This window comes from Basilea psittacipulmonis DSM 24701, from assembly GCF_000743945.1.
Taxonomy (GTDB): domain Bacteria; phylum Pseudomonadota; class Gammaproteobacteria; order Burkholderiales; family Burkholderiaceae_B; genus Basilea; species Basilea psittacipulmonis.
In genome coordinates this window covers 371602-396237 of sequence record NZ_CP009238.1, presented here as the reverse complement: position 1 = coordinate 396237, position 24636 = coordinate 371602, and the positions used below count along the sequence as shown (strand labels likewise).

19 protein-coding genes are annotated in these 24636 nt (G+C 39.9%); 5 read left to right on the top strand and 14 right to left on the bottom strand.

The features are described from left to right. The first annotated feature begins 30 nt into the window (after positions 1-30). Genes serS through IX83_RS01745 form a run of 3 tightly spaced genes read left to right on the top strand, consistent with a single transcriptional unit; the run spans position 31 to position 4345 of the window. A complete protein-coding gene (serS, locus tag IX83_RS01755) occupies positions 31-1353 on the top strand; it encodes a serine--tRNA ligase (RefSeq protein WP_038498493.1) in 1323 nt (440 codons plus the stop codon). A gap of 10 nt (positions 1354-1363) precedes the next feature. Then, entirely contained in the window at positions 1364-2125 is a 762-nt protein-coding gene (gene yaaA, locus IX83_RS01750) for a peroxide stress protein YaaA (protein WP_038498491.1), read from the top strand. Positions 2126-2134: 9 nt separating this feature from the next. After that, positions 2135-4345, top strand: a complete 2211-nt coding sequence (locus IX83_RS01745) for an FUSC family protein (protein ID WP_077315926.1) — start codon at positions 2135-2137, stop codon at positions 4343-4345. Between the two features lie 127 nt (positions 4346-4472). On the opposite strand, the gene IX83_RS01740 is transcribed toward IX83_RS01745, so the two are convergent. From IX83_RS01740 to IX83_RS01720, 5 genes are all read right to left on the bottom strand, one after another. After that, positions 4473-4946: a barstar family protein gene (locus tag IX83_RS01740; RefSeq protein ID WP_051919050.1), complete on the bottom strand. Its 474-nt coding sequence runs from the start codon at positions 4944-4946 to the stop codon at positions 4473-4475. Between the two features lie 33 nt (positions 4947-4979). Beyond that, positions 4980-7259 (bottom strand): NADP-dependent malic enzyme, encoded by a 2280-nt coding sequence (locus tag IX83_RS01735; RefSeq protein WP_038498485.1) that lies wholly within the window; start codon positions 7257-7259, stop codon positions 4980-4982. 123 nt (positions 7260-7382) lie between these two features. Then, complete coding sequence (locus IX83_RS08510) at positions 7383-8252, bottom strand: hypothetical protein (RefSeq protein ID WP_143244828.1); 870 nt, start codon at positions 8250-8252, stop codon at positions 7383-7385. Positions 8253-8258: 6 nt separating this feature from the next. Further along, entirely contained in the window at positions 8259-9785 is a 1527-nt protein-coding gene (gene ubiD, locus IX83_RS01725; RefSeq protein ID WP_038498482.1) for a 4-hydroxy-3-polyprenylbenzoate decarboxylase, read from the bottom strand. Next, positions 9785-10597 (bottom strand): transglycosylase SLT domain-containing protein, encoded by an 813-nt coding sequence (locus IX83_RS01720; protein WP_051919043.1) that lies wholly within the window; start codon positions 10595-10597, stop codon positions 9785-9787. The genes ubiD and IX83_RS01720 overlap by 1 nt, the downstream gene beginning before the upstream one ends. A gap of 271 nt (positions 10598-10868) precedes the next feature. Here IX83_RS01720 and IX83_RS01715 point away from each other — a divergent pair, with 271 nt between their 5' ends. Continuing rightward, positions 10869-12203, top strand: coding sequence for a hypothetical protein (locus IX83_RS01715; protein ID WP_038498479.1), 1335 nt, complete (start codon positions 10869-10871; stop codon positions 12201-12203). A 603-nt stretch (positions 12204-12806) separates the two neighbouring features. On the opposite strand, the gene IX83_RS01710 is transcribed toward IX83_RS01715, so the two are convergent. The 9 genes from IX83_RS01710 to IX83_RS01670 form a co-directional block, all read right to left on the bottom strand. Next, positions 12807-14561, bottom strand: coding sequence for an ABC transporter ATP-binding protein/permease (locus tag IX83_RS01710; RefSeq protein WP_038498477.1), 1755 nt, complete (start codon positions 14559-14561; stop codon positions 12807-12809). Between the two features lie 306 nt (positions 14562-14867). Continuing rightward, on the bottom strand, positions 14868-17057 hold the full coding sequence (locus IX83_RS01705; RefSeq protein WP_038498474.1) for a TonB-dependent receptor: 2190 nt from the start codon (positions 17055-17057) through the stop codon (positions 14868-14870). Between the two features lie 535 nt (positions 17058-17592). Then, entirely contained in the window at positions 17593-18903 is a 1311-nt protein-coding gene (locus IX83_RS01700) for a citrate synthase (protein ID WP_038498471.1), read from the bottom strand. A gap of 33 nt (positions 18904-18936) precedes the next feature. Further along, complete coding sequence (locus IX83_RS01695) at positions 18937-19203, bottom strand: FAD assembly factor SdhE (protein ID WP_038498469.1); 267 nt, start codon at positions 19201-19203, stop codon at positions 18937-18939. A gap of 1 nt (position 19204) precedes the next feature. Beyond that, positions 19205-19921 carry a succinate dehydrogenase iron-sulfur subunit gene (locus IX83_RS01690; protein WP_038498466.1) on the bottom strand — a complete coding sequence of 239 codons (717 nt, stop codon included), beginning with the start codon at positions 19919-19921 and terminating at the stop codon, positions 19205-19207. 12 nt (positions 19922-19933) lie between these two features. Continuing rightward, positions 19934-21715 (bottom strand): succinate dehydrogenase flavoprotein subunit, encoded by a 1782-nt coding sequence (sdhA, locus tag IX83_RS01685; protein WP_038498463.1) that lies wholly within the window; start codon positions 21713-21715, stop codon positions 19934-19936. Between the two features lie 35 nt (positions 21716-21750). Further along, the gene (gene sdhD / locus IX83_RS01680; RefSeq protein ID WP_038498461.1) at positions 21751-22128 is read right to left on the bottom strand and encodes a succinate dehydrogenase, hydrophobic membrane anchor protein; all 378 of its coding nucleotides are present in this window, start codon (positions 22126-22128) and stop codon (positions 21751-21753) included. Continuing rightward, positions 22125-22550 carry a succinate dehydrogenase, cytochrome b556 subunit gene (gene sdhC, locus IX83_RS01675; RefSeq protein WP_038498458.1) on the bottom strand — a complete coding sequence of 142 codons (426 nt, stop codon included), beginning with the start codon at positions 22548-22550 and terminating at the stop codon, positions 22125-22127. Before sdhC ends, sdhD begins: the two co-directional genes overlap by 4 nt. 33 nt (positions 22551-22583) lie before the next feature. Further along, a complete protein-coding gene (locus IX83_RS01670; protein WP_038498455.1) occupies positions 22584-23333 on the bottom strand; it encodes a GntR family transcriptional regulator in 750 nt (249 codons plus the stop codon). 199 nt (positions 23334-23532) lie between these two features. Here IX83_RS01670 and IX83_RS01665 point away from each other — a divergent pair, with 199 nt between their 5' ends. Beyond that, a complete protein-coding gene (locus IX83_RS01665) occupies positions 23533-24516 on the top strand; it encodes a malate dehydrogenase (RefSeq protein ID WP_038498452.1) in 984 nt (327 codons plus the stop codon). Positions 24517-24636 lie beyond the last annotated feature (120 nt).

Sequence of the window (24636 nt, the reverse complement as noted above, 5' to 3'; positions counted from 1 at the left end):
TTTCATCGATTTTTCAGTGTATTATTCATTATGTTAGATCCTGTATTACTTCGCAAAGATATTGATTCTGTCGTAACGGCACTTAAACGCCGTGGTTATGATTTTGATGTCAATCGTTACCAAAATTTAGAAGAACAACGCAAACGTATCCAAGTAGAGACTGAAAACTTACAGTCCAAACGCAATACGCTTGCCAAAGAGATCGGACGTTTAAAATCACAAGGTTTAGATGCCACTGATGTGATGCAAGAATCAGCTCGTATTCCCAACGAACTTAAAGCACTTGAAGAACAGTTAAACGCGATTCGTCATGAGTTAGATACATGGTTGATGTCTATTCCCAACCTACCTCATGAAAGCGTGCCATCTGGTCAAGATGAACATGATAATGTTGAAGTAAAACGCTGGATAAACGGACAATACGTCACCGCCGATCAGATGCCTGATAGCTTAGGTTTTGAGCCAGCCGATCATGTGACTTTGGGCGAAAAAATGGGGCTTGAATTTGATACTGCCGCCAAGATGTCAGGATCGCGTTTTGTATTTATGAGAGGACAGATCGCTCGTTTACATCGTGCTTTGGCCCAGTTTATGTTAGACACCCAAACGCTACAGCACGGTTATACCGAGTGTTACACACCTTACATTGTCAATGCTCCCACACTTTTTGGTACGGGTCAGTTACCAAAATTTAAGGATGATATGTTTTGGGTAACAATGGGAGGCGATGAGGAAGATAAACGCGAACTTTACCTCATCTCTACATCTGAGATTTCTCTTACTAACTCTGTAAATGGCATGTTGTTAAATGCCAGTGATTTGCCCATTAAATTAACCGCTCACACGCCTTGTTTCCGCTCTGAAGCAGGCTCTGGTGGCAAAGATGTCAGAGGGATGATTCGTCAGCACCAATTTGACAAAGTCGAGATGGTTCAAATTACCCATCCAGAACACTCTTATGAAGCATTAAATGAAATGGTCGGTCACGCTGAACATATCCTACAACTACTTGGATTGCCTTATCGTGTGATTACGCTCTGTACGGGTGATATGGGATTTGGTGCAGCAAAAACTTTTGACTTAGAAGTATGGATTCCCTCTCAACACACTTGGAGAGAAATCTCTTCCGTTTCAAATACAGAAGCATTCCAAGCCCGCCGTATGCAGGCTCGTTTTAAAAACGAACAAGGCAAGAACGAATACGTACACACGCTAAATGGTTCAGGCTTGGCGGTCGGACGTGCGATGGTAGCGGTGATGGAAAATTATCAACAAGCTGATGGTTCCATTATCGTACCTCAAGTGTTACATCCTTATATGGGTGGCTTAACAGTTCTTCAACCTGTTAAATAACGATTCTACTATGTTAGTTATTTTATCTCCCGCTAAAAAACTAGACTATGACTCTTTGTTAACCACACAAGAGCATAGTCTCTATCCCTTTATTAAAGAATCTCAGGAACTGATTGATATTTTAAAAAAGCAATCTGTTCAAGACATTAAAGCATTGATGAAAATAAGCGATGCCTTAGCCGAATTAAACTTAGCTCGTTATCAAGCTTGGACACCCGAATTTAATTTAACCAATGCTCGTCAAGCTATTTTTGCATTCGATGGCGATGTTTACGATGGATTACAAGCAAAAACTTTAGATAACGCCTCTTTATCTTGGGCTAATGAACATCTTGCTATTCTCAGTGGTCTATATGGGGTATTAAAGCCTTTAGATTTAATGCAACCCTATCGCCTTGAAATGGGAACGTCTTTGCAAACTTCAAAAGGCAAAACGCTGTATGATTTTTGGGGCGATAAAATTACAAACTATCTGAATACACTACTTGAGAAACAGCCTTTGTTAGTCAATCTTGCTTCTCAGGAATACTTTAAATCCGTTAATACAGAAAAAATCAAGGCCCCCATCATTCAGTGTGTTTTTCAAGATTTTAAAAACGGGCAGTACAAAATTATTAGCTTTAATGCCAAACGAGCCAGAGGTTTAATGGCGAGATTTATCATTGATCACCGAATTGAACAAATTGATGACCTCAAGGAATTTAATGTCGCTGGTTATGAATACTGCAAAGAAGCATCATCACCCCAAACTCTTGTTTTTCGCAAAACGTAAATAACGCATATGATATTGAGCAGTTATCTTGGACAAAGACTCAATAAATTTTTGTATAGTCCAGACCTTTACTTTGCTGCCAAACAGTCAATAGGCATTTTGTCTATTGGTTTGTTCTGTTATTTGCTAAATTTATCCGATTACATTACCTTACCCATGACAGCTGGGGCGTGGTGCGTGTCGGCGACCGATAACCAAACCAGTAATAAACGTTCTCGTGCCATTGATATGATTGTGGCCAGTTTACTGGGTGCGTGGACAAGTTTTGTTATCAGTCTCACCAGTACCTACCCGATTCTATGTGGGCTATTAGCCATTGGATTTATCTTTGTTTACAGCATGTTTAATGTGTTTGGACAAAGAACTACTGCCATTGCTTACGGTTGCAGTTTACTCATGATCCTAACCATGCGTAATGAATACCCGCCTAATATGGCCATCAGCATTGCCTTATATACCTTATTAGGATGTATTGTTTACTGTACGTACAGCATGATCGTTAGCTATTTTTTAAGACGACAAGAAGACCGAAAAATTTTAGCTAGAGCGATTTTTGCCACAGCCAAATACATTAATCTTCGTTCAAAATTCTACGATATTAATAATGACTTGGAAGACTGTTACCGACAGCTTAGACCTGCTGCTTCTGATATGGTAGAAAGTCAAACAACGGCTCGTTACGTGTTATCTAGAACCCGAACCATCAACTCTAAAGAAAATATTCTACTTTGGAATATTTACAGCGATGTCATGGAATTATTAAATACCATGGTGAGTTCACAAACAGACTATCGTTCTTTAAGAGAGGTGTTCAAAGACAACGATATTTTATTGTTTATGCGCGATACATTAAGCAAATTAAGTCTGACACTTGATGAAATCGCTCAAGCCTTAACATCTGGACAAGCCTACACCTACCGAAACACGGCCAAAGCTGAGTTAAGAGCTTTAGAATACGAAATTCTTCAACAAAAAGAAGCTAATCTAAATATCAGCAATCCTGATCTTTATCTTTTGCTTATTCGTATTGTGAGACGTTTACGTAATGCCACCAGCATTATTAACCGAATGTCTGATCATCTCCGAAACCAGCATATTTCCAGCGAATTAACCGAAGCATCAAAACGTGAAAAACATCTTGCCAAAAAAATGACCAGTAGTCCTATTGTGTTGAAAGATTTTTTCACCAACTTAAATATTCATTCTGTTTTCTTCCGTTATGCTCTTCGCGTCACCATTGCCTTTGCTGTCGTTTGGGCTGGTGCCACGTTATTGAATCTATATCTAGGACACGAAACTTGGGTACATACTTTTGGTAGTCATATTTATTGGGTCAATATCACCCTTATTCTTGTGTTAAGACCTGGTTATTCACTGACTCGCCAACGCATTGGCTATCGATTAATTGGTACGATGATCGGTTGTCTCATTGTTATCGGACTTTTTGTTTTTGCCCAAAACAACATCATTTATCTTGTCACCTTAGTCTTATGTATGATTATCGGTAAAGCATTGGCGGGTAGTGGCGATTATCGTATTTCTGTAACGTTCATTACCATCTATGTATTATTAGGTTTTCACTTTTTATTACCCGAATCAAAAATACTTTTTGTAGGTGAACGTGCCTTTGATACATTTTTAGCCTGTGTCATTGGCTATATTTGCAGTATGTTATTCCCCTATTGGGAATGCGATGGTATCGATAAACTCGCCAAAAAGGCCATTCAAGAGAACTATCTACATTTCTGCAAATGTCTGGATTTTGCCAAAGAAAATTTAGGTAAACAAGTCAGCACCAAAACAGGTAGTTTAGATACTTGTGCCAAAGCATTGAATGCTCAAGTAGCCTTTTCCAACTCATTAACTCGTATGTTAAATGAGCCAAAATCACATCAAAAACATATCGAACAGTACAACTCCTTAGTCACACATGGCGATAGTATTTATAATCTTATCCCTTTTCTCATCAGTGAACTGGAATCATTATCAGAAATTCCCAGTCGCACTCAAGCTCATATTGAATTTATAAAAAACTGTTTAAATCTAGAATGCGAACAAGTAGGTGAACGTCCTACGCTGTTTGATACTGCCGATCAATATCAAGGATTGATTTACCCGCTCAAACAGCTACAGCTTGCTGCCATAGCAATTCGTCAGCGATCAGAAGAACTTCATTATATCGATTCTCCTAACAACCAGACTATACCTACAGAACATTAATGTCCAAATGTAAGAGCGTTTTCTTTTCTAAATTTCAAAACTAATCAAGAAACCCTTGCTCAAAATAAAACACTCCCCCGCCATATGGTATGTGAGGGAGTAATAAATTTATTTATCCGCACAAATACTATTCTTCTACCAGTCGTACATCTGGATAAACAGTATCAGTATATTTTATCGTTTGAGGGATAGGCTCTGGATCACCATGTTTGCCTACATTAACCACATGATACACCAACACCTTTTTCTCTTCTGACATTGCCTCTACAACAGCTTCCAGCACATTCACAATCTCTTTGCTACCCTCAATCAAAGCAGGGTCTTCAGTATGAAGATTATCGATAAATAAACATGCCCCTTTGGCTTGATCTAAAACAGTCTCAGATAAACAATCAAAAAAACTATCCATATCAGATCCAAAGAATACAGGATAATCAACACCTTTTACAAAAGCACGTAGTACCGCCGATAAGCTTCGTCCTTTATCGCAATCAATGTAAAAGAACGTTAATCCATGTTTTTCAGCTTCTACTTTTGCATCATCTTTTGTAATGCTTGAAATATGACCACCCTTTGTAAATATAGTATTTAGCTTTTTCATTTCCTCTCTCCTAAAAGAAAGCCTTTAAATTCACTATGCATTTGCATCTACAACGGTGACAGCAGTCATATTAATGATTCGGCGAACAGTACTACTATTGGTCAAAATATGAACTGGTGCATTCACCCCTAGTAAGAATGGCCCAACCGCTACGTTACCACTCGAACTAGTTTTCAACAGGTTATAAGCAATGTTTCCTGCCTGACTGTTAGGACAAATTAATAAATTAGCAGACCCTTTCAAAGGACTATCTGGCATAAATTTCTCACGTAACTCTTCGCTTAATGCTAAATCTCCATGCATTTCACCATCAATCTCTAAACTTGGATCTTTTTCTTGTACGATCGCCAAAGCCTCTCTCATCACCCTACCTGATACAGGCGTATCCGTGCCATAATTAGAACTAGAAACCAAAGCAACTTTAGGCTCAATATCCAAGCGACGTAAAGCTTGAGCTGATTTAATCACGATCTCGGCGATTTCACTTGCATTAGGATCTGGATTAATATGTGTATCTGCCAAGCAAATTATGCGTTCTTGGAGTAAGACAATATTCATCGCTGCATAAATATTAGAATCAGGGGTTTTGCCCAACACTTCATCAATGAATTGTAAATGAGAAATAAACTTACCGACTGTACCGCATAACATACCGTCTGCATCTCCCATTCTAACCATCATCGCACCGATTAAAGTAAGACGACGTCTCATTTCAACACGTGCATAATCTTTACTGACTCCCTTTCGCTTCATCAACTCCCAATACTCTCTCCAATAAGTAGCATATCTTGGATCATCATTGGGATCACATATTTCAACATCTTTTGCAATATTTAAACGTAACCCTAAACGTTCAATACGTTGTTGAATTACAGCTGGGCGACCAATCAAAATAGGACGAGCTAACTTCTCATCAACCACAGTCTGTACTGCACGTAAGACGCGTTCATCTTCCCCTTCACAATACACAATACGTGATTTACCCCCATCTCTTACGTAACGTTTAGCTGTCGCATAAACAGGTTTCATAAACGTACCTGAATGGTAAACAAACTGACGTAATTGATCCGCATAAGCGTTCATATCTTCAATAGGTCGAGTTGCTACACCATCATCCATCGCCGCTTGAGCAACCGCTGTTGCGATACGCACAATAAGGCGAGGATCAAATGGCTTAGGTAAGAAGTAATCAGGGCCAAATGAACTGACTGTCCCATAGGCGGCGGCTACTACTTCACTTTGTTCTTCTTCAGCTAATTGACAAATCGCACGAACGGCAGCCATTTCCATTCCCACCGTAATTGTAGTCGCTCCCACATCCAAAGCACCACGAAAAATATAAGGGAAGCAAAGTACGTTATTAACTTGGTTAGGATAATCAGAACGACCCGTTGCAATCACGGCATCAGGGCGAGCAGCCTTTGCTACCTCAGGTAAAATTTCAGGTATAGGATTTGCCAAAGCTAAAATTAATGGTCGTTCCGTCATCTTCTCCAGCATTTCTGGCTTCAACACATTACCTGCTGATAAACCTAAAAATGCATCCGCACCCTCAATAACTTCTGCCAGTGTGCGTTTATCAGTGTCTTGGGCGTATTGGGCTTTAATCTCATCCATTAGCACCGTTCTGCCTTTATAGACAACACCCTCAATATCAGTCACCCAAATATTCTCAATGGGCAGACCAATTCTCACTAATAAATCTAAACACGCTAATGCGGCGGCTCCTGCACCAGACACCACTAATTTAATTTTCTTAATATCTTTTTTAACAACCTTTAAACCACCTAAAAAAGCGGCTGCTACCGTAATAGCGGTACCATGTTGATCATCGTGGAACACAGGTATATTCAATCGTTCACGTAGTTTACGTTCCACATAAAAACACTCAGGGGCTTTAATATCTTCCAGATTAATACCACCAAATGTCGGAGCCAAACTTGCAATAATATCAACTAATTTATCTGGATCCGACTCATCAATTTCTAAATCAAATACATCAATACCAGAGAATCTTTTAAACAATACCGCTTTACCTTCCATCACAGGTTTGGATGCTAACGGTCCAATATTACCTAAACCCAATACCGCTGTTCCATTAGAAATAACCGCTACTAGGTTTCCTCTTGAAGTGTACTGAAACGCATTTGCCGGATCAGCAACAATCTCTTCACAAGCGGCAGCTACCCCCGGTGAATACGCTAAAGCCAAATCCCTTTGGTTTGATAACTGTTTCGTGGGAGTCACACTCAACTTACCTGGGCGCCCTTTGCGATGGTACTCCAAAGCTGCCATTCGTAAACTCTCATTCATAATATTTCCATCCGTAAATTTAAACTTCTAAACGAAAAAATTTAATTGATAATCTCATCGATACCGCTTGTTGTCAGCTCATCCTGAACTATCCACGATCAGCCATTCATTATTAGTATCTCATCAAGCACTATCCATTTGTAAATCTACAAAAATACCTTCTTCATCAAAGTACGATTTAACTTCTTGACTGAGACATTCATCCATCTCATGCTTTATGATAACTTGATTCTGGGATTCATGGGTATTTTCCGTTGATTTTAATATAATCGCCATAGGAATTGCTAACGTATTAGATGAACCCAACAAAAGTCTTGCAAGATTTATTTGCCCAGAGATTAACGCATCTAAACGATAAGTAAATGGCCATATTTCTCCTAAATGAATCTGTTGAATAACAGACCTTGAATAACACTGAAATAGACGGGGGATAGCTCCATGCAAAATAGGGTCATCTAAACTAAGCTTATCATTTACACTAAAGCCTCCCAATACCACTTCTTGTCCCGAAGCTAATAACACTTGCATACGTTCTACGCCACTATTTATCAGGCCTCCCGTATGCTTATCATGCCACTTAGATTCTGCCACCCATTGCCATAAAGGGATATCATCTGGTACATATTGAAACTGTTGACACCCTAAATCCCGCATCGTGCTTGCTTTTACATTGATATGACATAAAAAATATCCATTGCCTACTTTCTGTGGAACAGGTGGTTCCTCTACCAAGGCAATATACAATACAGGCAAACCCGAATAACTAGGGCAATGATCAGGGCTAATCACTTGGTTTTGATACCCCAAAGACAAGGTCACCTGATACTGACGTGCTAATGAAACAATTTGAGGTAATTTTCTAATATTTTGAAGATATAAGACACACTCATGATGCAAGGTGGTTAAACAAATACGCTCGACTCGTTGACAAAAAGCTGGCCAACCCTGTGTAGCAGGAAGCATCCGAGCAAAAAATGAACGCCTACTAACCATAAATGCTTATAATCCTAGTGTGTTCCAAATATCATCAATTTTTGTTTTAGTTGATACATCCATCACAATAGGTCTGCCCCATTCTCGCTGCGTTTCTCCTGCCCATTTATTCGTAGCATCTAAACCCATTTTGCCACCTAAACCAGAGATAGGGGAAGCAAAATCCAAATAATCGATAGGGGTATGATCTACTAAAGTGGTGTCTCTTACAGGATCCATTCGCGTGGTGATCGCCCAGACAACTTCTTTCCAGTCTCGAATATTCACATCTTCATCTACCACGATAATAAATTTCGTGTACATAAACTGACGTAAAATACTCCAAATACCAAACATCACACGTTTAGCATGACCTGCATATTGTTTACGAATAGACACCACCGCTAAGCGATAACTACACCCCTCTGGCGGTAGATAAAAATCAACAATCTCAGGTAATTGACGACGTAATAATGGCACAAACACTTCATTTAATGCCACACCTAAGACTGCAGGCTCATCAGGTGGTTTACCCGTGTAAGTGCTGTGATAGATTGGATTTTTACGTAGGGTAATACGATCAACCGTAAACACTGGGAACCAATCTTGCTCATTGTAATAACCTGTATGATCGCCATAAGGTCCTTCCAAAGCCATTTCATAATCAGACTTAGGAGCTTTTGCATCGACTACGGCACGCGGATCCGTCACAGGTAGGATATGTCCTTCTAACACAATTTCTGCACTGGCTGGCACGTCCAAATCTGATCCAATCGACTTCACTAACTCTGTTCGACTGCCTCTTAATAAGCCTGCAAACTGGTATTCAGACAACTTGTCAGGTATCGGTGTTACGGCAGCAAGAATGGTCGCGGGATCGGCACCTATCGCTACCGAAATAGGAAAGGGTTGTCCAGGATATTTGAGTGCAAAATCTCTAAAGTCCAAGGCACCACCACGATGTGACAACCAACGCATAATCAGTTTATTTTTACCGATCTGCTGTTGACGATAGATGCCTAAATTCTGACGTTTAGCATGAGGACCTTTGGTAATCACTAAGCCCCAAGTCAATAACGGTGCCATATCGCCTGGCCAACAATATTGAATAGGTAAGCGATTCAAATCTACCTCATCACCTTCCCATATAATTTCTTGGCAAGGTGCATGACTACGAACTTTAGGTGCCATATCCCATAATGCAGACTTTAACATACCAATTTTGCCAATCGCATCTTTAAAGCCTCTAGGTGGTTCTGGTTCACGTAAATTCGCTAATAGTTCTCCAATATCACGCAATGCGGATATATCTTCTGCCCCCATTGCCCACGCAACACGCTGAGTGGTGCCAAATAAATTCGTCAACACGGGCATTTCTGCAGGTTTTCCTTGATGTTGTGCATGAGAAAACAATAATGCAGGTCCCTCTTTTTTTAATACACGATCACTGATTTCCGTCATTTCCAAATGAGTTGAAACAGGAACATCAATCGTTTTAAGATTTTCCTTCTTTTTTAATTGTTCTAAAAAATCACGTAAATCATTGTACTTCATCAGTCTTTTCCTAAATTCTTACGTAATGCCATACCAGAGTCTAATGCCAGTCTTCTACGTTCAGCCTGAACTTTTCGAGCATATCCACCATCACGACTCGGCACACTCGCTCCCACGTAACAAGCTAATCCCCCATCTACCGTACTTCGTTTACGAATACAGTTTCTTAAAATAATACTACCCACCTCAATATTACTTTCTGGATTTAAAGCACTCTTCATGCTACCTGAATAATTTTTAAATTTATCACTATGTACGTCTGGCATCACTTGCATTAATCCTTGGGCACCAACCGAGCTTTGTACAAAGGGGTTATATCGCGACTCAATCGCAATCACTGCCAAAATCAACAATGGATCCAAATTATGTAATTTACCCTGTTCAAATGCTTTAGAAATAATTGCTTCAGAAATAGCAGGTGCAATCTTATACTTTCGAACTAAACTGTCACGCAAAGCATAGAACTGGGCTTCGGGTACATCCACATCTTTTTGGTGATCATGGCTCAATAATCGTGTAAAGAAACCGGGTTTTACTGCTGTAGTCTTTTCGGTTACTTCTTGATGTTGTACCAACTCACCGTCCTCTGTTAACACATCCACATCAGCAGATAAAAACGGCGAATGATTAAAAGAATACACCACCGCAGAATACATCTGCTTTACCTGCATTCTTGCTGTAGGTAATACCCAAACCGCTAACATAATGACCAAGACACAAAGACCTATATACACCGAAGACAAGTGCAAATAGAGACGGATATTAGAAATTACTTTAGTCAATAACTTAGGAGATTCATCGATTTTATTCATAGTGTGCATTATATACGTTAAGGCATCTTTAAACGGGTGCTTTTATCAAAAACTCATTTTTAATTACATTTTTTACTGTAAAAATAGACTTCTAGCGTGAATTTATAATTTCAACTGTAATATAAAAACAACGAATAGAAACATTTTTACAACAAAAACATTGACTTACCCCCCCCCCGAAAGAAGTAAAATTTAGGCCTTTAGATTGCACTTCATATTGCAACACAAAAACCTCGTGACAACCATCACATCAATATTTGGAGAATTAATAATGTCAAAATTTAAATTACTTGCATTAGCAGGTATTTGTTCCTCTTTGTCTGTAAGTGCTTATGCTTCTACTTCAGATGCTATTTCAAATGCGTTAGCAACAGCAAATGCTCAGATTGCCACTTGGAATAGCGAAGCTGAAGCCATTCGAAGCGCGATGACTGATACAACATTCAATGCGATGGTGGCTTATCAACAAGCTGTTAGAGATTCTGAATCTTTAGGGGATGCGATGGCTGCATTACAAGGATCAACTGCAGCGGGAGATCTAGCTGCTTTGCAAGCAATAGCAACAGCTCAGCAAACATTAATAACTACTTTAGCGACTGAAGCTGCAGATGTTCAAGCTGAACTAGATAAATATCAACAAATCACAGATAGACAAGCCTCCATCATTGCTACTACTTTATTGGTACAAACACCATTACAACAAGCATTGGTAGCCCAAAATGATAAAGTTCAAACCCATCATTCACTGTTAGAACGTGAAGAAATTCTTGATCATTTAAAACTACAATCTAAAGGCTTGTGGGTGAATACATTCCAAACACATTTATCTAATTCATATACTAGCTCACGTAACGCGGTAATTGCCTTAGGTTACGGTCATGAGTTTAATCCTAATGTCACTGCAGGTGGATATATCACTAAATACTACCCTCATTTAAGTAATAAAAGCTCAGGTATGAGTACAAGCTACAAAAACGGCTACGGTGTGGGTCTTTATGGTTTGGTAGACTTTGGTAACTATACAGCCGCTACCATTATTGATTATAAACATATCAATCGTTCTGAAGATTGTCTATGTCAATCATACAGTCAAAACTCCTACGGTGCGTTATTTGACGTGGCTTACAAGGGCTTTGCCGACACTTATGATTTAACCCCCTCAGTACAGTACCAATACAACCGCACCACAGGTGGTGTCACAAACTTTAATGTACATCAGTTGGGATTAAATGTTTCAGGACAATTTATCATTCGTCCAACTACGAGAATTAAAGCTTCTTTAGGATTAGCGGGAGTTTACGGAACCAATCCTAGTTCATTGTATAAGCTGACAACAGTAGATATTCGCACCTACGCTGGTGATTTAAATCAATACGCTGAGGAGCCAGGAAATACTGGTTTTGCAACACCGTATGAATTCACGACAGTCACCACTGCTGGCGGCAAAAAGAAAAACGAATTTGATAGCAAAGTATCTTTGCATGTCACCCTTGAACATCAGTTAGCGAAACAAACATTTGTGAAAGCTTCTGTGGGTTACAACGCTTTCTTACGTAGCAAACTTCACGGTGCGAGCTACGGTGTGGCGTTAAATCATCGTTTCTAATACTTCATCGTGTATGAATGAAAAGAGGCCAGTGGTTACTGACCTCTTTTTTTATCCTATACCTCATTGACGACAGAATCCACGCTATTTCTAAGCTACTGCTTATTATTCTATTCATATAGATTCTCAGCCACCCTATTTTTCATATAGATGAATAGCCGATTATTATCGTCTTTTTCTCACATCGCTTGCATTCATCATCAGTTGTCAGATCACTCACTTCTCATCATCCACTTACACCAATCTTCTCAACACCCACAGCACCACTTATTAACACATCACTGGTATTCATCATCACTAGCTTTCAGATCACCATCACTCACTTCTCATCATCCACTCACGCCAATCTTCTCAACACCCACAGCACCACTTATCAACATATCACTTGCATTCATCATCACTAGCTGTCAGATCATTATCACTCAACTCTCACTATCCACTTACGCCAATCCTCTCAACATCCACAGCACCACTTATTAACACATCACTGGTATTCATCATCACAGCTATCAGATCACTCACTTCTCATCATCCACTTACACCAATCCTCTCATAAAAAAAGGGAGATTTCAGATCCCCCTCTCTATACTTGAAATACCGATGTTAAGCCAAGTGATAAATCTTATTATGATATTGTTCTAAACTGCTGCGATGACCAATACTCACAATGATACTATCAGGCAGCTGTTCTTTTATTACTTGATACACACGTCGTTCGGTCTCTTCATCTAACGCAGAAGTCGATTCATCTAATAAAATAAATTTTGGTTTAGTCAGCAACACACGGATAAAGGCAATTCGTTGTAATTCCCCAGGTGACAATCGTTGTTGCCAACCATCGCCACGATCCAAGTGATAGATCCATTTTTCTAAGCAACACAAACGCATGGCTTCTTCTAGTTCACCTTCTTTGACCTGAATATTCGGATAACAAATCCCTTCTCTCAAGCCACCCTCTGGCATGTATGCATGTTGTGGCACAAACATCGTATCATTTTGACTTGGATGCTGAACATAACCACTACTACCATGTGTCCATATCCCCGCTAACATACGTAATAAAGAGGTTTTACCACAACCACTTGGACCTTTGATTAACAAAGCGTCACCCGCCTTGGCTGAAAAATGAATATGATCGACCAGCACTGAACCATCTCGGCGATACAAAGTTACATCTTTTAAAAGCAAGCATTCATCCGTCTTATCCAAAGTCGCTTGTGTGATTTCTGGCATATTATCTAACTGTGACATAAAACCGCTTAAACGCTCTAACCTAGCACGATACGCTGTAAACGATTCATAAAAATTTCTAAAAAATGATAATGCTCTTTGTAGGCGATTAAACGATTGTACCGTTTGATGCATATCACCAATAGTAATTTGACCTGCAAAAAATCGCGGTGCTTGCAACATGAGTGGCAACAGTTGAACACCTTGTGTGAGTAAGGTATTAAACCCTGTTAATAGGACACTTTGTTTAGCAATTTTCCAACGATTGTGAATAATACTTGCGTAACGAGCTAATAAATGCTTTTTCTCAGGCTCTTCACCTTGGTAAAAAGCAATACTTTCTGCATAATCTCGTACGCGTATCAAAGAATAACGATAGTTACCATTCAATTTTTCATTATCGTAGTTATAACGCACCAGAGGCTTACCAATCCACATGGCCAGTGAAGTCGTTAAAATCACAAAAATATAAACAAAAAAGACAATCCAACCAGGAATATCCACACCAAACAAACTCAATACACCTGATAATCCCCAAAGTACAATCGTAAATTCAATCGCAGACACAATTGCATCTACCATACCACGAATAAATTCTATCGTAGTACTGATAAAATCCTGAACATCTTGCTGAATACGCTGATCAATGTTATCAGGCTTTTCATGCTGTTTTTGGAGACGGTAATAATTCTTATCTTTTAACCAACGTTCTAATAAAATTTGATTCAGACTTTCTGACCATTTAATCGCTAATGCTTTATCTAAAAAACTATTAAAGCTATCATTCAATGAACGCAAACAAACGACCACCACATTTGCCAAAGCAAAAGACCAAAACGCCACCCACACCATCTTCTGTAATGAAGCATACATACCGTTATACAAAAATGTATTCAGTACATTTAAACGCACTTCTGTCAATAACAAAAGTAACATGATGCTCAATGCCAAGATAAGTTTCAACAAAGATTTTTTAGTTAAACTTGGTTGAACAATCTGTGCAAACTGTTGTCCAAAGCGGGTTTTAGAAAGACAGAAAATAATTACGACGCACACCATCACAATAGATAAAAATGTCTCAAGCAACCACCAAGGAGTTTCAAACAGTGTTATTTGCCATTTTTCCATCTTTTTACAACCTGATTTTTTTGATACTATTTAACAAGCAGTTCATTCAAACAGCCGTATTCAAGCCATTTTCCAAGGATACTAATACTTCATTAACTCAATGACTTTCTTCATCTCTATAAACTAAAATGCTATTACAACATTTCACTTTTATAAAAATGATTCATCTCATATTTAGCATTCAAGCCACTTTCCAAGGATACTAGTACTTCATTGATTTTCGGTCTAATTAGAAGATCAATATAAGGCTCATATAAAAAATCAGGCTACCTGAAAGAACAGGTAGCAACTGATTCTCACATTTAATTAAAAGTTAAGATCTGCCGTTAACCAAAAGGTTCGTGGCATACCCAATACCGCAAAGCTTCGATCGTATTTACCACGCTGAACTTGCCAATATGCTTTATTAAACAAATTCTCTATTCCCGCACGTACCGTTAACGTTCTGTCTTGCGATAAAGAAGTTGTGTATGCTGCCCCCATATTCACAATGGTATAAGAGGGGAAAGCATAAGCTTTCTTCGCATCTTGATAAGACTTACCGTAGTATTGGAGACCTGCATTTAAGGTTAAACCTTTAAGGAAAGACGTATCCCACTCAATGCCTGCTTTGACCACATATTTTGGATTCGCGACTTGCACGCCATTGACTAACTCACCCTTATAAGTAGGATAATCAATCAAATCAGAATCTAAATACATCACACCCAAGCTTGGACGTAAGGTCTTATCGAGTAAGTTGGCATAAACACTGAACTCAACTCCACGATTACGTTCTTTACCTTGAGCATCATCTGCATTATGTGAAGTACCATTGTAAACACCCTCTTCACGCCAATAACCTGGACGACTAATTTGGAACACATTCAAAGACGTGACCACATCACCCCAATTTTTACGTACTCCTAATTCAATCTGTTTACTCACACGCGGTGAAGACATTTCACCTGTAGTACTATCAAAACTACCTGGCTCTAGATCTTCCATATAATTACCATAGACGACTAAATCAGGATTCGGCACCCATGCTAGTAATACTACAGGGCTAAAACGGTTCGCCGATCCTCGCTGTGAATTTTTTCTATCGTCTTGAAAAACCCATTGAAGACGACCGCCTAATGTTAAACGATATTGGTTATCTACAAAGCCCAAAGTATCTGTCAAAGCAAGACTATAAGCCAGCTGTGTTGCATCAATAGCTGGTTTTGTATTCAATCCTGATAATGTTTCTGCACTACTACCAAAGTTTGGATTATAAATATTAGTATTAATTGCTGATGTATATTTGCTACCCCAGTAATTCAAACGTACTCTACGCACACGATCAAAGGCTGCATTCCAATTATGATCAACTGCACCCGTTTGGAAGTTCCCGTGAGCGGCTAAATTCATACTTAATGTTTTATTAGATTGGTCAGATAAGCGAGAACCTTTATTATTACATACTACCTTACTTTGATCACCTCCTACACAATAATTCCCACTGGCATCTAACATCGTTAATGCAGCAAAATTCCCCGTATAACTCGACTCACTATAGCCAATACCGCCTGTAAACTTCACATTCACATCTGTTTCATAACCAAACGTTAACATGGCTGTTTTATCTTCAGTGGTTTGCCCTTGCCAACTAGGAACTAGGTTTGTTGAGCCATCAGGTGCTTTAGGCATCGCAAACGTTAAATTTTGAAGATCTTGGAATCTAGCACGACCGCCCTGTGTTTTACGTTTTGCGTAAAGCAAGTCCAAAGCAACCGTTAGATTTTCGCCTCGATAATCCGTATTCAATGCAAATTCTTTGTTATCTTCACTGTATCCATGACGCGGTGTATCACCATGACGCAGTAAACCATTTACTCTTATCCCCATCACTTGATTGGCACCAAAACGACGACCTATATCAAAGGATCCTTGCAAACGGTTATTCGTAAAATAACCCAATCCAATTTTATTAATGGGTTTATCAGTTGCTTTTTTCGTTTCAATCGTCACTGCCCCAGATACGGCACCTTCAGGATCCATTCCACCAATTGCCGTACTGGCACCTTTGATCAACTGAGCGGATGAAACCGCCGCTGTAGGCGAACTTTGATAGGAATACATCCCTGACAAGCCATTTAAACTAAATTGTTTTGCATCTAGCTGATAACCGCGAATATACAAGCCCTGCAAGGTATTGGTTTCACCGCCAAACGACCATGTGGACGCATCCGTTTGAGCAATCGTATCCACCAAGTTACGTGCTTTTGTTTTATCAAGAATTTGTTCATCATAATTTACGACTGTAATGGGACTCGTAAACACATTTTGTTTTCCCAATACACCTAGATTCGCAAAATCTCTTTGGTCACCATCGGTAGCGGTAGAGGCCGTCTTAAAGGATGTTCCTTTTACTACTACCGTTTCTAGTTGACTGGATGTATCAGCGGCTTGTGACACCGCAACAGGAAGAGATGATATCGATAACAAAATAAAGGATAATTTTTTCAATTTCATAGATTCATTCGCCAATAAAAAAAAGGAAACGAGAGACTGCGTCTCTCATTTCCCTACCTAATGTTTTATTTGTTACTATCTTACCCAATTTAAATGCCAAATGAAAAGGATTTTTATTTGCATTACAGCAATGAACTACTATTTTGTTGTAAAGCAACAACTACACCATTCAAAAACATCACTTATTTCTCTTATCATGCGTAAGTGTTCATCTCATCACTGCACATCCATCTTGAGTTAAGAACATCTTTTTACCGCCAAGTCATATAATCGCTACTACGCTTAACACCATCTCATCAAGTATTCTTTTTCCATCATCGAGTTTTCTTCCTTAAACACTGTTGCATAACAAAACCAACCTCACACGACGCATACAGTCTGATCTTTAAATAAAACACTGCACCACAACCCTTTTATTCAGCCGCTTTCTCTATCACTGGCTCACGTCAACCATCTAATCCACACGCCCGCCAAAAAAATAACCCTCCAGTCAATACAAACCAGAGGGTTACTTGCACTAAGATAATCTTAAATCTTAACGTGCAGATAAATCAGGTACATCACGTTTTGGAGCACCTGTATATAACTGACGTGGACGACCAATCTTATGCTCAGGATCGCCTAACATCTCGTTCCATTGAGCAATCCAACCTACTGTACGAGCTAATGCAAAAATCGCTGTAAACAATGGTGTTGGAATACCAATCGCACGTTGTACGATACCAGAGTAGAAGTCAACGTTTGGATAAAGTTTACGCTGTACGAAATAATCGTCTTCTAATGCAATACGCTCTAACTCTTTAGCCAACTTAAACAAAGGATCGTTTTCTAAGCCCAATTCAGCCAATACTTCATGGCAAGCTTCTTGCATCAATTTCGCACGTGGGTCATAGTTCTTGTAAACACGGTGTCCAAAGCCCATCAAACGAACGCCTGATGTTTTATCTTTCACTTTTTCCATGAACTCGCCAGCTTTCGCAACGCCACCGTTAGCTTTTAGCTCTTCCAACATCGTCAAGCAAGCTTCGTTAGCACCACCGTGTGCAGGACCCCACAAGCAAGCCACACCCGCTGCAATCGCTGCAAATGGGTTAGTACCTGATGAGCCACATAAACGTACCGTTGATGTTGACGCGTTTTGTTCGTGATCGGCATGAAGCGTAAAGATACGATCTAATGCACGTTCAATCACAGGATTTACTTTGTATTCAGAACATGGTGTTGCAAACATCATGTGAAGGAAATTACCTGCATAAGACAAATCATTACGAGGGTAAACAAAAGGTTGACCTTTTGAGAACTTGTATGTCATTGCCACTAATGTTGGCATTTTGGAAATCAAACGCATCGCTGAAATATGACGATGTTCTGGATTCGTAATGTCAATTGAATCTTGATAGAAAGAAGATAATGCACCGACTAAGCCTGTCAAAACCGCCATTGGGTGAGCATCACGTCTAAACCCTCTCAAGAAGAAATGAATCTGTTCATGTAACATGGTGTGTTCCATGACTACTTTCTCAAACTCAGCTTTTTGGGCAGCATTCGGTAATTCACCGTTTAATAGCAAATATGAAACCTCTAGATAGTTACATTTCCTAGCTAGCTGTTCAATCGGGTAGCCTCTATAAAGTAACTCACCTTTTGCACCATCAATAAAAGTAATACTTGATTTGCACGATGCTGTTGATAAGAAACCGGGATCGTAAGTAAATTTTCCTGTCTCATTATACAGTTTTCTAATATCAAGAACCTCTGGGCCAATACTACCCTCATACATAGGTAGCTCAACTGATGGTTCACCGTTAGAAAAACTTAAAGTTGCTTTATGATCTGATAGTTTCATAATGCTTCCTCCAATCAAAAAACTATCTAATAATTAAGGTTGTATCGAACGCATCATCTCTAAAAGACGTTGCATATTTTTATCTGCCCCGTCTTTTAGCTCGGTACGTCCTAACAACAGGTCGAGCATACTGTTATCATCTAGTAAGAAAAACTCACTCAATGATGCAACATCCTCATCCGTAAGCTCGTGTTCATATTTATCTAGAAACGCAGTAATGATGAGGTCGTTTTCTAGAAGTCCTCGACGCGCCCTCCAACGAAGACGTGTACGATCGAGTTCGCTCAGTTTCTCTGACATCTTAGATACTTCTGCGAACTAACATTTCTTTGATCTTACCAATTGCCGTCGTCGGACTTAAACCTTTAGGACATACGTCCACACAGTTCATAATCGTATGACAACGGAACAAACGATACGGATCATTTAGATTATCTAAACGCTCAGCCGTCGCTTCATCTCTACTGTCGGCAATAAAGCGATAAGCCTGCAATAAACCTGCTGGTCCCACAAACTTATCTGGGTTCCACCAGAATGATGGGCAAGAAGTAGAACAACAAGCACAAAGAATACATTCGTAAACACCATTTAGTTCCTCACGGGCTTCTGGTGACTGCAAACGTTCTTTTTCTGGTGCAGGCGTATTATTAATCAAATAAGGTTTAATCGAATGATATTGGTTAAAGAAGAACGTCATATCAACGATCAAATCTCTCACAACTGGCAATCCTGGCAATGGACGTAACACAACGGGCTCTTTCAAGTCGTTTAAGTTAGTAATACAAGCCAAGCCATTTTTACCATTAATATTCATCGCATCTGAACCGCAAACTCCCTCACGACAGGAACGACGAAGTGACAAGCTATCATCAATTGATGACTTAATACGAACTAACGCGTCCAAAAGCATCTTGTCCGTAGGCTCTAATTCCACCTCAAGTTTCTGCATATAAGGTTTATCGTCTTTGTCTGGATCATAACGATAAATTTCAAATTTCATTTTACGTTTTGTACTCATAATCTTGCCAACTTAGAATGTACGTGGTTTAGGAGGGAATGTATCCACTGTTAACGGTTTCATATGAACAGGTTTATACTCAAGACGTCCATCTTCTGAATGCCATAAAGTATGACGCAACCAGTTTTCATCATCACGCTCTGGGTGATCATTTAAAGCATGAGCACCACGACTTTCTGTGCGATTTGCAGCAGATTTCACGGTCGCACGTGCCACTTCAATCATATTCAACAATTCCAACGCCTCGATACGAGCGGTATTGAATACTTTTGATTTATCTTTGAAATAGATATTATGGGCCTGTGGAACCAATTCATCAATCTTCTCAACGCCTTTGTTGAGCAAGTCAAGCGTACGGAATACCCCGCAATGCTGTTGCATCGTTAAACGAATCGCCTGTCCTGTCTCAGCTACCGATGCACCTGAAGTACGATTTTCCAACTCAAGCACACGATGTAATGAACGGTCAATAGACTCATTTGTCGCTTCTGAATTCGCTTTTTGGCGTTCTGGGTGACTATTTACAATATGGTTACCCGCCGCACGACCAAATACCACCAAGTCTAACAATGAGTTCGTACCTAAACGGTTAGCACCATGTACAGATACTGCCGCACATTCGCCTACTGCATATAAACCGGGTACCACTTCTTCTTTACCATCTTTCCAAGTCACCACTTGACCATGATAATTTGCTGGAATACCACCCATCATATAGTGGATAGTCGGTACCACTGGAATCGGATCTTTACATGGATCCACGTTACCAAAACGAATCGCGATCTCACGAATAGACGGTAAACGTTTTTTGATCACTTCTTCGCCAAGGTGATCAAGTTTTAACAATACGTGATCTTTATTTGGTCCACAACCACGACCCTCTTTAATTTCTTGGTCCATCGAACGAGAAACAAAGTCACGAGGAGCCAAATCTTTCAGTGTAGGAGCATAACGTTCCATAAAGCGTTCGCCATCTTTGTTCAACAGATAACCGCCCTCACCGCGAACACCCTCTGTAATCAACACGCCTGCACCTGACACGCCTGTTGGGTGGAATTGCCAAAACTCCATATCTTGTAGAGGAATACCTGCACGAGCCACCATACCTAGACCGTCACCCGTGTTAATAAAGGCATTCGTTGACGCAGCCCAAATACGACCTGCACCACCTGTTGCAAGTACTGTTTGTTTCGCTTCAAATAAATAGATGTCGCCTGTTTCCATCTCAAGTGCCGTGACACCCACCACAGCACCGTCTGCATCACGCACTAAATCTAATGCCATCCATTCTACAAAGAACTGTGTGCGAGCAGCAACGTTACGTTGGTATAGCGTGTGTAACAAAGCATGCCCCGTACGGTCAGCTGCCGCACAGGCACGTTGTACAGGTTTTTCACCAAAATTCGCGGTATGACCACCGAAAGGACGCTGATAAATCGTACCATCAGCATTACGGTCAAATGGCATACCAAAATGTTCTAACTCATATACCGCACTGGTTGCTTCACGACACATAAATTCGATGGCATCTTGGTCACCTAACCAATCCGAACCTTTCACGGTATCATACATGTGCCAATACCAATTATCCTCGCTCATATTCCCTAAAGACGCACCAATACCGCCTTGGGCTGCAACCGTGTGCGAACGAGTGGGGAATACTTTTGAGAGTACAGCAACTTTTAGACCTGCTTGGGCAAGTTGCAAAGAACAACGCATACCAGCACCACCTGCTCCTACCACAACCGCATCAAAATGACGACGAGGAATCGTAGCACTAGTCAATCCCTTCATATAAGGAAGTGAATTCGTATATTGTATTGTCACGATTACAAACTCCAAAGAACATTAGCAAAGTAAACAATGGCAAAAATCAGCCAAAGAATACAGAAAACATGCAAAGCCAAGCGTAGGCCAGCAGGTTTTACATAATCCATAAAAATATCTCTAGCACCGATAAAAGCGTGCCATGACATGGATAAGAAAGCTAACATCGTAAAAATCTTACCCAAAGGAATATCGAATAAAGACCAACGGAAAATACTTACCCATGAGTCATAGGATGCAGGAAGAACTAGTAGTGCAATTAAAAAACAGGTAGAGTACACTGCTAAGATAACTGCCGTAATTCTTTGAATCAAAAAGCCCCACACACCATAATGAGCACCCACTACATTGCGTTTACGCCCGTACTGTTCGTTAATCATGCGTAACCTCCCCAGTACAAGAAAAATTTAAAAGCATAGACGACTGTCAAAGATAAGCTGATGATAAATACCAGCAAAGCTGATTTTGCAGCCTGTTTCTTACCCAAACCAATATGCAAGTCTAGTAGTAAAAAACGAATGCCTGCACAGAAATGATGGAAAAATCCCCATACGGCAACTGAACAAATCAGCGCCAACAAGAATCCAAGCATACCTGATGAGACATGAACAAAGCTTTCTTGATTTAAGCTTGCTGAAAACAACCATACCAAAACAGGAAGACTTAAAAACAATAGTACTCCACTAATACGGTGCAAAATAGAAACTTGCCCCGCCAATGGCAAGCGATAATCTTTCGTGATATTCTGAATACCAATATTACGGTACTTATAATCACGAGGCTTCGATATATACTCCTGCATACACCCCTCTTTAGTTACAAACAAAACGATAACCTATTTTAGCCGATTTTGGTAATGATAATGATCCGTTAAGTAGAAACCCTGACGCAATTCAACGGGTTTATCGCCATAACTGTACGAAGTGCGGTAAACTTGCAACAATGGCGTACCCACCTTTACTTGGAGCAAATTTGCTTTTTCTTCATCAGCGACGACCGCTTTTAGGGCATCATCCGCTCTAACCATACTCACCCCAAACTCAGTTTCAAATAAACCGTACAGGGGAATTTTATGTTTATTCAACATATTCAGGTCTAGCCCCTCAAACAGATCAGCTCGTAACCAAATATTGTCTAAAATCGTTGGACATTCATCTAAAAACAACAAACGTTGGATATAGACAAGTTCCGAATTCACCTTGATCTTGAATGCTTTGGATTGTTCTAAGTTTGCAACAACACGTTCACATTTCAAAACCTGACTTCTCGCTCTTTGTTTTGGCACCTTGTGGTCAGAGACCAAACTCAAAAAACGATAACGTACTTTTGCTTCATGATGTGTGGCCACAAATGTACCTTTTCCCTGTCGTCGGATTAATACATTTTCTGCCGCTAATTCATCAATGGCTTTACGCACGGTGCCTTGAGAGACCTGAAAAGTCTTTGCCAATTCAAATTCACTGGGAATACTCTCACCAGGCTTCCACTCCCCATTATTTAAGCTTTGCAAAATCAGAGATTTAATTTGCTTGTATAAAGGAGTAAAAGACGCTTCCCGCAATGCACTGTTTTTCAATAATGCCATGTTTTCATCAAAAAGAAAATAATAAACGAATTATCACACACCAACAGTTGATTGTCTATCAATCTTATATAAGATATAAGATATAAGAATATTGACCTAGAATAAAATTTGTTCTAACCTAAATAAGCAAAATAAGAAATGTGTATTTTTACAACACTTATTTGATTAAATAACCTTATTAATTTTGTGGAGTCAGAGTATGAAATCTCCTGTACGTGTCGCCGTTACTGGTGCTGCTGGTCAAATTGGCTATGCTTTATTGTTCCGTATCGCTTCTGGCGAAATGCTTGGAAAAGATCAACCCGTTATTCTTCAATTACTAGAAATCCCTGATGAGCGTGCCCAAAAAGCTCTTAAAGGCGTGATGATGGAATTGGATGATTGTGCATTCCCTCTATTAGCGGGTCTTGAGGGATTTAGCGATCCTGAATTGGCGTTCAAAGATGCGGATTATGCTTTATTAGTGGGTTCTAGACCACGTGGTCCTGGCATGGAACGTAAAGATTTGTTGGAAGTAAATGCTAAGATTTTTATTGAACAAGGTCGTGCATTGAACAAAGTAGCTAGCCGCAATGTCAAAGTATTGGCAGTCGGTAACCCAGCCAATACAAACGCTTATATCGCAGGCGTATCGGCTCCTGATCTTCCTCGTAAGAATTTCACAGCCATGGTACGTTTAGACCACAACCGTGCTTTAACTCAAGTTGCCAATAAAGCTGGCGTTAAAGTGGCTGATATTGAAAAACTTTGTGTTTGGGGTAACCACTCTCCTACCATGTATCCAGATATCTCTCATGCGACAGCAAATGGAAAACCGCTAAAAGGCTTAGTAAACGATGATGCTTGGATCAAAGATTACTTTATTCCAACTGTAGGCAAACGTGGTGCTGCCATCATCGAAGCACGTGGTTTATCATCAGCAGCGTCAGCCGCTAATGCAGCGATTGACCATATGCGTGATTGGGCCTTAGGCACTAACGGAAAATGGGTAACCATGGGTGTACCATCTGATGGTTCATATGGCATTCCTGAAGGTATTGTGTATGGATTCCCAGTGGTTTGTAAAGACGGTGAATACGAGATTGTACAAGGTCTAGACATCGATGCATTCAGCCGTGAACGCCTCGACCACACTTTGGCTGAACTAGAAGAAGAAAAAGCAGGGGTCAGCGGTCTTTTATAATCCTGATACGCCCAATACAGCACTAGTCATCACGGCTAGTGCTTTTTTATACATTTCAGTTTCACTGACTTCACAGACGCAACTGACTCCGTACACGAGCATTCTAATGACTTATTCATG

Coding starts and splice junctions, on each gene's coding strand:
- sdhA (WP_038498463.1), bottom strand. CDS start 21,715: ATGAAGGGATTGACTAGTGCTACGATTCCTCGTCGTCATTTTGATGCG.
- serS (WP_038498493.1), top strand. CDS start 31: ATGTTAGATCCTGTATTACTTCGCAAAGATATTGATTCTGTCGTAACG.
- IX83_RS01710 (WP_038498477.1), bottom strand. CDS start 14,561: ATGGAAAAATGGCAAATAACACTGTTTGAAACTCCTTGGTGGTTGCTT.
- IX83_RS01735 (WP_038498485.1), bottom strand. CDS start 7,259: ATGAATGAGAGTTTACGAATGGCAGCTTTGGAGTACCATCGCAAAGGG.
- yaaA (WP_038498491.1), top strand. CDS start 1,364: ATGTTAGTTATTTTATCTCCCGCTAAAAAACTAGACTATGACTCTTTG.
- sdhC (WP_038498458.1), bottom strand. CDS start 22,550: ATGCAGGAGTATATATCGAAGCCTCGTGATTATAAGTACCGTAATATT.
- sdhD (WP_038498461.1), bottom strand. CDS start 22,128: ATGATTAACGAACAGTACGGGCGTAAACGCAATGTAGTGGGTGCTCAT.
- IX83_RS08510 (WP_143244828.1), bottom strand. CDS start 8,252: ATGGTTAGTAGGCGTTCATTTTTTGCTCGGATGCTTCCTGCTACACAG.
- IX83_RS01715 (WP_038498479.1), top strand. CDS start 10,869: ATGTCAAAATTTAAATTACTTGCATTAGCAGGTATTTGTTCCTCTTTG.
- IX83_RS01665 (WP_038498452.1), top strand. CDS start 23,533: ATGAAATCTCCTGTACGTGTCGCCGTTACTGGTGCTGCTGGTCAAATT.
- IX83_RS01740 (WP_051919050.1), bottom strand. CDS start 4,946: ATGAAAAAGCTAAATACTATATTTACAAAGGGTGGTCATATTTCAAGC.
- IX83_RS01695 (WP_038498469.1), bottom strand. CDS start 19,203: ATGTCAGAGAAACTGAGCGAACTCGATCGTACACGTCTTCGTTGGAGG.
- ubiD (WP_038498482.1), bottom strand. CDS start 9,785: ATGAAGTACAATGATTTACGTGATTTTTTAGAACAATTAAAAAAGAAG.
- IX83_RS01720 (WP_051919043.1), bottom strand. CDS start 10,597: ATGAATAAAATCGATGAATCTCCTAAGTTATTGACTAAAGTAATTTCT.
- IX83_RS01690 (WP_038498466.1), bottom strand. CDS start 19,921: ATGAGTACAAAACGTAAAATGAAATTTGAAATTTATCGTTATGATCCA.
- IX83_RS01745 (WP_077315926.1), top strand. CDS start 2,135: ATGATATTGAGCAGTTATCTTGGACAAAGACTCAATAAATTTTTGTAT.
- IX83_RS01700 (WP_038498471.1), bottom strand. CDS start 18,903: ATGAAACTATCAGATCATAAAGCAACTTTAAGTTTTTCTAACGGTGAA.
- IX83_RS01705 (WP_038498474.1), bottom strand. CDS start 17,057: ATGAAATTGAAAAAATTATCCTTTATTTTGTTATCGATATCATCTCTT.
- IX83_RS01670 (WP_038498455.1), bottom strand. CDS start 23,333: ATGGCATTATTGAAAAACAGTGCATTGCGGGAAGCGTCTTTTACTCCT.